Genomic DNA, 9,405 nt, shown 5'->3' on the forward strand with positions numbered 1-9,405 from the left:
TCATGTGTCTGGCCGGGGGCTGGGTCTATAGTGCTGACTAGTCTTTACGCCAAGGATTCGAGCCCGCCATGACCCCAGACAAGCCAGAAGCTGCCCCCGTCGATCACCTGCGTTTCCACCGAGGCCACGCCCACCTGGCGCCGACCTTTGGCAACGACACCTTTGCGCTCAAGGCCGAAGCGTTCGCGCGCTTCTTTGGTACGCCCACCTTTCTCGGCGCGCAAACCGCGATCGTGATCTTGTGGGTAGTGCTGAACATGACCGGCATCACCCACTTTGACGTGTACCCGTTCATCCTGCTCAACCTGGCCTTCAGCCTGCAATCGGCCTATGCCGCGCCGCTGATCCTGCTGGCCCAGACACGCCAGGCTGCCCGCGACAAAGCCCAGTCCGACGCCGATGCCCAGCACCGCGAAGCGCTGGCCATTGCCAACACCGAGCGCCAGGCCCAAGCCGAACAAACCACCAAGCAGTTGCTGGAACTGCTGGAGCAGAACACCCGCCTGACGGAAATGACCAAGCAACTGACCGAGCGTATCGAGACCCTGACCTGCGAGATGCATGAGCAGTTCATGCGCAAACCCTGAGGGCGAAGCCGTTGGCTTAGTTATGGAGAGCGCACTTGTTATGGCGAGCGCGGCTTGTTGTGGCGAGCGGGCTTGCCCCGCGATGGGCTGCGCAGCAGCCCCAAAACCTGACACTGCGGTTTACCTGAAGAATCGCGTGGGCCTATCTGGGGCCGCTTCGCAGCCCAACGCGGGGCAAGCCCGCTCGCCACAGAAACCCGCTCGCCACAACAAGCACTGCTCGCCACACCTACCCCGCCAGTCACAAAAGGCGCCGTTCATGGCAATCGCACATGCCGCCCCAATTCATCAAACAACGTGACCACCGAACGCAACGCCCGGCAATCCGGACGTGTCAGCAGCCACAATGCGGTGTTCCGCCCCGCCAACGCCGGCCCCAGTGGTTGCAAGCCATCGCCCAAGAGAAAATCCGGCAGCGCCGCCACGCCCAGGCCCGCGCGTACCAACTCGGTGACCGACAACATGCCGTTGCAGCGATAGCTGGGACGCACGCCCGGCAAATGCTCGCGGCGCCAGGCGACGGTGGGGTGATCGGGCAGGAAGTCGTCCGGGGCGATCCACGGCAGCTCAGCCAACTCGCGGCCTGCGTGCTGGCGCGCAAAACCGGCACTGGCACACACTTGATAGGCGACTGTGCCCAGGCATCGACCGACAAGGTGCTCCGGCGGCGTCTTGGTCAGGCGCAGGGCAATGTCCGCATCGCGGCGGCTGAGGTTGGCGAAATCATTCGATGTGCTCAACTCCAGGGTCAACGCCGGGTATTCGGGCATGAACCGCGCCAGCGCCGGCAGCAGCAAACCTTGCAGCACTGAGTCGGTACAGGTCAGGCGCACGGTGCCGCTGATCACTTCGCCGCCCTGCTCCACGCCAATGCGCGCCGCCTCCAACGCTTGTTCTGCGTGCTCGGCCTGCTGCGCCAGGTTGCTGGCCAGGCTGGTGGGCAGGTAACCGGCGCGGCTTTTTTCAAACAGGGTCTGGCCCAAGGCGGCCTCCAGCCGACGCACCGCACGGAACACCGTGGACACATCCACCCGTAACAGCGCCGCCGCCCGCGCCAGGGTGCCGCCGCGTACCAGGGCGAGGATCAGCGAGAGGTCGGGATAGTCGATTTGATAGTGCGTGGGTGCATTGAGCATGTGGGCGAACGCCAATTTTGATTGCGTGAGCGCCAATCTATAGTGGGCACCAGGACACAACAAGCCATGGGACGTACACGATGAAAGCCAGCACCTTGCACCTTGCCCTGATCGGCGACTACAACCCCGACGTCACCGCGCACCAGGCCATCCCCGTGGCGCTGCAACAGGCGGCCGACGCCCTGAACCTGAACGTTCACGTGCAATGGCTCGACACGGACTCGATCACGCCCAGCACTCAATTGCATGCGTTCGACGGCTTCTGGTGTGTGCCCGCCAGCCCCTACCGCGACACCGACGGCGCACTGCGGGCGATCCGGTTTGCCCGCGAACACAAGCGCCCTTTCCTCGGCACGTGCGGCGGTTTTCAACATGCGGTGCTCGAATATGCCCGCAACGTGCTGGGTTGGGCGGATGCCGAACATGGCGAGCTGGCCCCGCACGCCAAGCGTGCGGTGATCACACCGCTCAGTTGCGCGCTGGTAGAGGCCACGGACACCGTGCGCCTGGCGCCCTACACCCGCATCGCCGAGGCCTACGGCACGCTGGATATCCACGAGGGTTATCGCTGTCGCTACGGCATCAACCCCGAGTTCGCCAACGCACTGTTGGAAAGCGACCTGATTCCCAGCGGCCACGACTCGGCCGGCGATCTGCGCGCCATCGAATTGCTCGACCATCCGTTTTTTGTCGCCACGCTGTTCCAACCGGAACGTGCCGCGCTCAAGGACGTCACGCCACCCTTGGCGATCGCCCTGCTCAAGGCCTGTCTGGAGTTGTCACGATGATCGCCAACACACCCGCCACGCCCTACTACGCAGTGATTTTCAGCTCATTGCGCAGCGAGGGCGATCAAGGCTACGGCCAGGCCGCCGCCCGCATGCTGGAACTGGCGCGTGAACAACCGGGGTTTCTGGGGGTGGAGTCGGCGCGCGAGGACGGCTTGGGGATCACCGTGTCCTACTGGGAAAGCGAGGCGGCGATCCTGGCCTGGAAGCAGCAGGCCGAGCACCGCGAGGTGCGCGAGCAAGGCCGCGCCACCTGGTACTCGGCGTTTCACACACGCGTGTGCAAGGTGGAGCGGGCCTACACCTTCCAGAAGTGAAATGCGTTGCCCTGTGGGAGCTGGCTTGCCTGCGATGGCATCAACTCGGTTTTACTCAGAGACCGCGTCGTCTGAATCGCAGGCAAGCCAGCTCCCACCTCTGATCTTCATTGCCGGCAAAACAACAGGCGCTTAGCTGACCAAACTGCGCAACGCACTGATCTGCGGGACTTCTACCCGGCGCATGTACACGCGCAACGGCTCGGTGATGTTGATGCGGTCGTCGATGTTCTGGTCCAGCAGCAACTGCAGGCGTTCGCGCGACAGGGTCATGGCGTGGTCGGCGGCCGGCAGCCAGACAAACTCAGCAGTGGGAATGATGCCGTCATCGGCCACGTCCATGCCGAAGGCATCTTCGCTGAAACGCACAATGTACTGGCCGGTTTTGCGGTTCAGGCCGACAAAACCGTGGAGTTGGTCGGCGGCCTGGCAGATGAGTTCTGAAGTGATGCGCATGGTAAACCTCACTGAAAAGTCCCACTGGGACTGGAAAGATGGTTTACACGCGTGGCAGAAATTACGGCCCTCTGACGGGGCAGCTGCGGCCAAGAATACTGCAATACAGCACAAAAAAACCCAGAAAAATGGCGCCTGAGCACCTTAATGTCGGTTTGGTGATAGCGCCTTTCGCAATCAATTGTTAAAAAGGACGCCTTCTCAAAGTTACCTCCACGAAAGGACTTCGCATATGCCTGTCACGTTTACCAAGAGCGCCTTGCTGCTCGCTCTGATGCTCGGCCTTGGCCAGGCACAGGCTGCCGAACCGATCAGCCCGGCTGAATTGGCAACAAACGAAGGCATTCCGTACCCGGCCGTCATTGCGCACCGTGGCGCTTCCTACGACGCTCCCGAATCCACCGCGGCGTCCTACAAGCTCGCGCGCGACCTGGGCGCCGACTACCTGGAAATGGACCTGCAGCGCAGTAAAGATGGCGTGCTGTTCGCCCTGCACGACAATAACCTGCAGCGCACCACCGACGTGGCCACCAAGTTCCCCGAGCGCAAAGACGCCCCGGCCAACGAGTTCACCTGGGCCGAACTGCGCACCCTGGACGCTGGCAGCTGGTTCAACGCCGCCTACCCGGACCGCGCGCGCCCTGCGTTCGTCGGCCTGAAAATCCAGAGCCTGGACGAAATCATCAAGATCGCCGAAGGCAACCCGCAGCACAAACCCGGCCTGTACATCGAAACCAAAGAGCCCAAGCAATTTCCGGGCATCGAAGCCGACCTGAAAAACAAGCTGCTGGACAAGGGCTGGTTGAGCTCCGCCGGCTCCAAGCTGGGCAAGAGCAACACGGGCGTCGGCCAGGGCAAGGGCCGCGTCGTGCTGCAAACGTTTGAAAAAGACAGCTTGAAAGAGCTGCAGAAAGAAATGCCCAACACCCCGAAAATCCTGTTGTTGTGGGTCGGCCCTGGCAGCATCGAGCCAAAATCCGCGCAAACATTTGCCGAATCCGGCGAGACCACCAAAGCGGCCTACTACGCCAAGCAAGAGCCCAAAGACGCTGCCGAATTTGAAAAATGGGTCGACGAAGCCAAGAGCCTCGGCGCCATCGGCACCGGCCCATCGGCCGAGCTGACCAACCATGGCGACCAGAGCTACACCGACCTGGTGAAGCCGCAAATGAACAAGCTGACCCACGACAAAGGCTTGCTGGTGCACGTCTACACCGTCGATGAGCCCGTGGACTTCGAGAAAGTGATGGCCGCCGGCGTCGATGGCATCTTCACCAACCGCGCCGCCGAACTGCTGAAGTTCTACAAGCGCTGGCCGTCGTCGAGTGTGCAGGACCTGCTCAAGGACAACGGGTACTAAGCGTCAGGCCGCAATAGGTGTCGGTTCGCCATTAAGGATGAATTAAGTTGCGCTGGTTAATCTGGCGCCACTTAAACAGCTCACCCAGAAGGACACACCATGAAAACCCTGACCGCCCTGTTTGCCGCTACCGCCCTGACCCTGACTGCCGGCCTGGCCCAGGCGGATGTTCGCCCGGATCACATTGAAGGCCTGCTCAAATCCGGCGCAGTCATGCCGTTCGAAAAACTCAACGCCGCCGCCGTGGCCACTCACCCCGGCGCCAGCATCACCGACACCGAGCTGGACCACAAAAACGGTGTGCTGGTGTACGAAGTTGACGTGACCGACACCGCCGGCAAGCGCTTTGAAGTCAAGCTCGACGCCAAGACCGGCGCGGTGCTGGAAAACAAGCAAGACACTTGAGTCAACCGCCAAAAAAACCGCGCCACTTTTTAAGTGGCGCGGTTTTTTTATGCGTGCTGCAAAGCCAGAGGCAGGAAAAGTACCCACCTGGATAATGAAATTACACCTACAGCGCGCAAGGTCGCTAGAATCCCACTCATTAACCTGGGCACAACGCCCATCCTCCTCCATATCGAGACCGCTGCATGGGGCAGAAAGCCGCCGACATCGCCACTATTGGCCGTATCAGTGCCGTACCTGCGATGCTCAAAGTCATCAGCGACATGACCGGCCTGCGTTTTGCAGCCGTGGCGCGCGTGACCGAGGACACCTGGACCGCCTGCGCTGTGCTCGATCAATTGGAGTTCGGCCTCGGTGTGGGTGGCGAGCTGGACCTGTCCACGACGATCTGTCACGAAATCCGGGGTTCCCACGCCTCCGTGGTGATCGACAAGGCCAGCGAAGACCCGCGCTACCACGACCACCACACCCCGCGCATGTACCAGTTTGAAAGCTACATCTCGGTGCCGGTGTTCCGCACTGACGGGCGCTTTTTCGGCACCATTTGCGCGTTGGACCCCAACCCCGCGCAGCTGCGCAGCAGCACGATCCAATCGACCATGGAGTCGTTCGCCCGGGTGCTGTCCTTGCAGATCGAAGCCGAGGAGGCCTTGCAGAATACCCAGGCGCAATTGCAGGAAGAGCGCGGCACCGCCGAGCTGCGCGAGCAATTCATCGCCGTGCTCGGCCATGACCTGCGCAACCCGCTGTTCGCCATCAACTTCGGTGCCGAGCGGCTGCTGCGCAAACACCCCAACGCGGCGACCGACCCGCTCGTACGGCACATCCTCGCCAGCGGCCGGCGCGCCTCGCAACTGGTCGAAGATGTACTGGATTTCGCTCGCGGACGCATGGGCAGCGGCATACCGCTGCACCTCAATGATTGCCTGGATCTGCAGGACGCTTTTCGCCATGTGGTCTTCGAAGTGCAAAGCGTAAACCCGCAACGCTTGATCAAGGCCGATATCGGCGACCTGCGTGGCGTCTACGGCGACCGCGATCGGCTGGCGCAATTGCTCTCCAACCTGGTGGCCAACGCCATCCATCATGGTAGCCACGACGGCCCGGTGGAGGTCACGGCGCGGGTTGAACAGGGCCACTTCACGCTGACCGTGAAAAACCCCGGCCAGATCGACGAACTGGCTTTGCCTCGGCTCTTCCAGCCCTACTCGCGGCCGGTCAAGGACACCCCGCAAGCCGGCCTGGGCCTGGGTTTGTATATCGTCAAGCAGATTGCCGATGCCCACGGCGGGCAGCTTGAGGTGTCGTCCTGCGCAGAAAATGGCACGCGTTTCACCTTCACACTGAAAACCCGCTGAACTGGTTTTCAAACCGTCACAAAATTGTCATCCAGCCTTGCAATGATTCGCCCACGCGAACCTGTGAAACGTCCTACAGGCGCTTTCTCTGCGAGCCTCCATGAACCACAGCATCGACCACGGCCATCAGGATCCCGATCTGTTTGGCCTGCTTTACGGGTTTCGTTTTCGACCCGGCGAAAAGGGCGAGCAGATTGACTCGGCCACGGCGCTCGCAGCCTTGCAGGCGCCGCACAACCCGGAAGAATTTCTCTGGCTGCACCTGAACCTGGCGCACGCCGCGTGCGAGCGCTGGATGCAGACGCATCTGGCGCTGCCGGAAGAGTTTTTCGAAGCCTTGCACGAAGGTTCGCGCTCTACGCGCATCGAACACGTTGACTCGGCCTTGCTGGCGGTGGTCAACGACGTGGTGTTCAACTTCAGCAGCATGGTCTCCTCGGATATTTCCACGCTGTGGGTGTGCGCCCGCAGCCACTTGCTGGTGAGTGCGCGCCTGCAACCGTTGCATTCGGTGGACAAATTGCGCTCGTCGGTGAAAGCCGGTGAACGCTTTCGCTCGCCGCTGGAGCTGCTGGTGCATTTGTTGCGCGACCAGGGCGAGGTGCTGACCCAGATCGTGCGCAAGACCAGCCTTAGCGTCGACCAGATCGAAGACCAGTTGCTGTCCTCGCGCCTGTCTACCAACCGCGCCGAACTGGGTGCCGCGCGCCGGGTGCTGGTGCGCCTGCAACGCCTGCTGGCGCTGGAACCGGGCTCGTTGCTGCGCCTGCTCAATCGCCCGCCGCAATGGCTGCAAAAGGAGGACGTGAAGGAATTGCGCAAATCCACCGAGGAGTTTGCGCTGATCATCAACGACCTGATGGCCCTGGGCGAGCGAATCAAATTGTTGCAGGAAGAGATCGCCGCCAACCTCAATGAACAAAGTAACCGCACGCTGTTCACCCTTACGGTGGTGACCGTGCTGGCGTTGCCGATCAACATCATTGCCGGCTTTTTCGGCATGAACGTGGGGGGCGTGCCGCTTTCTACCGACCCGGAAGGCTTCTGGATTCTGGTGGCATTGGTGGCCACGTTCACCTTGATTGCCGGCCGCTGGGCCTTTAGAAAGCGCAAAGACTACTGACCTGCAATACAGTCAAAATGTGGGAGCCGGGCTTGCCCGCGATGCAGGCACCTCGGTCTTTCAGAGGCACCGAGGCGATGCTATCGCAGGCAAGCCAGCTCCCACATTGATTGCACTCTGACATTACCTTTGTGGCGGTTTGTAGACCAGTGGCACGCCCAATTCCCTAAACACTGACTTACCGCAGCATCTCTGTAACATTCTGCAATGATCATCAACGACATCCTCCCCACACTGGATGCTCCGGCATGGCCACCCCTTCCCTGACTGCCTCCACCACCGCCTCACACGCAGACCCCAAACCCCGGCTGGACAAGAAACCCGGCCTGGTAACGGTGATCATCTTCTTCGCCGTGCTCGCCATGGGCCTGCTGTTTACCGCCTACAGCCTGATGCACGACATGCACGAACTGGGCACGGTGGTGACCACCTGGACGCCGTTCCTGCTGCTCGGCGTGGCGCTGTTGATCGCCCTGGGCTTTGAGTTCGTCAACGGCTTCCACGACACCGCCAACGCGGTGGCGACGGTGATCTACACCAACTCGCTGCCGCCACACTTTGCGGTGGTGTGGTCGGGCTTTTTCAACTTCCTCGGCGTGCTGCTGTCCAGCGGCGCCGTGGCGTTCGGCATCATTGCCCTGCTGCCGGTCGAGCTGATTTTGCAGGTGGGCTCCTCGGCCGGTTTCGCGATGATCTTCGCCTTGCTGATCGCCGCGATCCTGTGGAACCTCGGCACCTGGTGGCTGGGCCTGCCGGCGTCGTCTTCGCACACCCTGATTGGCTCGATCATCGGCGTCGGCGTGGCGAACGCCTTGATGCACGGGCGTGACGGCACCAGCGGCGTCGATTGGAGCCAGGCGATCAAGATTGGTTATGCGCTGCTGCTGTCACCGCTGATCGGCTTCGCGTTTGCCGCCTTGCTGTTGCTGGCCCTGCGCGCTTTTGTAAAAAACCGCTCGTTGTACAAGGCGCCCAAGGGCGACACCCCGCCGCCGTGGTGGATTCGCGGCATGCTGATCGCCACCTGCACCGGCGTGTCCTTCGCCCACGGTTCAAATGACGGCCAGAAAGGCATGGGCCTGATCATGCTGATCCTGGTCGGCACCCTGCCAATGGCCTACGCGCTGAACCGCACCATGCCGGCCGAGCAGTCGTTGCAGTTTGCGGCAGTGGCCGAGGTGACCCAGGTCGCCTTGATGAAAAGCGCGCCGCAAGCACTGCCGGGCGACCCACGGCCGATCCTGTCGACCTACGTGCGCACCAAGGAAGCCACCGCGGAACTGATACCCGCCCTCGCCGCCCTGGCAGGCCAGATAGGTGATGAAGTCAAAGGCTACGGCTCCCTGGCCAAAGTCCCCGCCGAAGCGGTAGGCAACGTGCGTAACGACATGTACTTGACCAGCGAAACCATTCGCCTGATGGACAAGGACAAGGTCGGCAGCTTCGACGCCGACACCCAAGGCAAGCTGAAGCTGTTCAAGGAACAGGTCGACAGTTCCACGCGCTTTATTCCGCTGTGGGTGAAGATCGCCGTGGCCATCGCGCTCGGCCTGGGCACCATGGTTGGCTGGAAGCGCATCGTGGTGACGGTGGGCGAGAAGATCGGCAAAACCCACCTGACCTATGCCCAGGGCGCCTCGGCCGAGACCGTGGCGATGCTGACGATTGGCGCAGCGGATATGTTCGGGTTACCGGTGTCGACCACCCATGTGCTGTCGTCCGGTGTGGCCGGGACCATGGTGGCCAATGGCGGAGGGTTGCAGATGAAGACCATCCGCAATTTGCTGATGGCCTGGGTGCTGACCTTGCCGGCAGCGATTCTGTTGTCGGGCAGTTTGTACTGGCTGTTCACCAAACTGTTCTGACCCAACGCAA

10 protein-coding genes are annotated in these 9,405 nt (G+C 61.7%); 8 read left to right on the forward strand and 2 right to left on the reverse strand.

Features of this window, described 5'->3' with window-relative positions; all coding sequences use genetic code 11:
• The first annotated feature begins 68 nt into the window (after nt 1-68).
• Complete coding sequence (locus NTD89_RS16015; RefSeq protein WP_119741558.1) at nt 69-587, forward strand: DUF1003 domain-containing protein; 519 nt, start codon at nt 69-71, stop codon at nt 585-587.
• Nucleotides 588-844: 257 nt separating this feature from the next.
• Here NTD89_RS16015 and NTD89_RS16020 read toward each other — a convergent pair whose 3' ends face one another.
• A complete protein-coding gene (locus tag NTD89_RS16020) occupies nt 845-1,723 on the reverse strand; it encodes a LysR family transcriptional regulator (protein WP_262208563.1) in 879 nt (292 codons plus the stop codon).
• An 80-nt stretch (nt 1,724-1,803) separates the two neighbouring features.
• Here NTD89_RS16020 and NTD89_RS16025 point away from each other — a divergent pair, with 80 nt between their 5' ends.
• Together NTD89_RS16025 and NTD89_RS16030 are read left to right on the forward strand one after the other, a co-directional pair.
• Complete coding sequence (locus NTD89_RS16025; RefSeq protein WP_262208564.1) at nt 1,804-2,511, forward strand: CTP synthase; 708 nt, start codon at nt 1,804-1,806, stop codon at nt 2,509-2,511.
• The gene (locus NTD89_RS16030; RefSeq protein WP_145159419.1) at nt 2,508-2,828 is read left to right on the forward strand and encodes an antibiotic biosynthesis monooxygenase family protein; all 321 of its coding nucleotides are present in this window, start codon (nt 2,508-2,510) and stop codon (nt 2,826-2,828) included. Before NTD89_RS16025 ends, NTD89_RS16030 begins: the two co-directional genes overlap by 4 nt.
• A gap of 132 nt (nt 2,829-2,960) precedes the next feature.
• On the opposite strand, the gene NTD89_RS16035 is transcribed toward NTD89_RS16030, so the two are convergent.
• On the reverse strand, nt 2,961-3,284 hold the full coding sequence (locus tag NTD89_RS16035; RefSeq protein ID WP_262208566.1) for a DUF2025 family protein: 324 nt from the start codon (nt 3,282-3,284) through the stop codon (nt 2,961-2,963).
• Nucleotides 3,285-3,516: 232 nt separating this feature from the next.
• Here NTD89_RS16035 and NTD89_RS16040 point away from each other — a divergent pair, with 232 nt between their 5' ends.
• The 5 genes from NTD89_RS16040 (at nt 3,517) to NTD89_RS16060 (ending at nt 9,395) form a co-directional block, all read left to right on the forward strand.
• Nucleotides 3,517-4,644 carry a glycerophosphodiester phosphodiesterase gene (locus NTD89_RS16040; RefSeq protein ID WP_262208568.1) on the forward strand — a complete coding sequence of 376 codons (1,128 nt, stop codon included), beginning with the start codon at nt 3,517-3,519 and terminating at the stop codon, nt 4,642-4,644.
• Between the two features lie 99 nt (nt 4,645-4,743).
• The gene (locus NTD89_RS16045; RefSeq protein WP_106576085.1) at nt 4,744-5,049 is read left to right on the forward strand and encodes a PepSY domain-containing protein; all 306 of its coding nucleotides are present in this window, start codon (nt 4,744-4,746) and stop codon (nt 5,047-5,049) included.
• Between the two features lie 185 nt (nt 5,050-5,234).
• Entirely contained in the window at nt 5,235-6,407 is a 1,173-nt protein-coding gene (locus NTD89_RS16050) for a GAF domain-containing sensor histidine kinase (RefSeq protein WP_242196243.1), read from the forward strand.
• A gap of 100 nt (nt 6,408-6,507) precedes the next feature.
• Nucleotides 6,508-7,530 carry a transporter gene (locus NTD89_RS16055; RefSeq protein WP_145159429.1) on the forward strand — a complete coding sequence of 341 codons (1,023 nt, stop codon included), beginning with the start codon at nt 6,508-6,510 and terminating at the stop codon, nt 7,528-7,530.
• 248 nt (nt 7,531-7,778) lie between these two features.
• Nucleotides 7,779-9,395, forward strand: coding sequence for an inorganic phosphate transporter (locus tag NTD89_RS16060; RefSeq protein ID WP_242196245.1), 1,617 nt, complete (start codon nt 7,779-7,781; stop codon nt 9,393-9,395).
• Nucleotides 9,396-9,405: the final 10 nt, after the last annotated feature.

Source organism: Pseudomonas sp. 14P_5.3_Bac1, assembly GCF_025466135.1.
Taxonomy (GTDB): Bacteria; Pseudomonadota; Gammaproteobacteria; order Pseudomonadales; family Pseudomonadaceae; genus Aquipseudomonas.

Coding starts and splice junctions, on each gene's coding strand:
- NTD89_RS16015 (WP_119741558.1), top strand. CDS start 69: ATGACCCCAGACAAGCCAGAAGCTGCCCCCGTCGATCACCTGCGTTTC.
- NTD89_RS16020 (WP_262208563.1), bottom strand. CDS start 1,723: ATGCTCAATGCACCCACGCACTATCAAATCGACTATCCCGACCTCTCG.
- NTD89_RS16025 (WP_262208564.1), top strand. CDS start 1,804: ATGAAAGCCAGCACCTTGCACCTTGCCCTGATCGGCGACTACAACCCC.
- NTD89_RS16030 (WP_145159419.1), top strand. CDS start 2,508: ATGATCGCCAACACACCCGCCACGCCCTACTACGCAGTGATTTTCAGC.
- NTD89_RS16035 (WP_262208566.1), bottom strand. CDS start 3,284: ATGCGCATCACTTCAGAACTCATCTGCCAGGCCGCCGACCAACTCCAC.
- NTD89_RS16040 (WP_262208568.1), top strand. CDS start 3,517: ATGCCTGTCACGTTTACCAAGAGCGCCTTGCTGCTCGCTCTGATGCTC.
- NTD89_RS16045 (WP_106576085.1), top strand. CDS start 4,744: ATGAAAACCCTGACCGCCCTGTTTGCCGCTACCGCCCTGACCCTGACT.
- NTD89_RS16050 (WP_242196243.1), top strand. CDS start 5,235: ATGGGGCAGAAAGCCGCCGACATCGCCACTATTGGCCGTATCAGTGCC.
- NTD89_RS16055 (WP_145159429.1), top strand. CDS start 6,508: ATGAACCACAGCATCGACCACGGCCATCAGGATCCCGATCTGTTTGGC.
- NTD89_RS16060 (WP_242196245.1), top strand. CDS start 7,779: ATGGCCACCCCTTCCCTGACTGCCTCCACCACCGCCTCACACGCAGAC.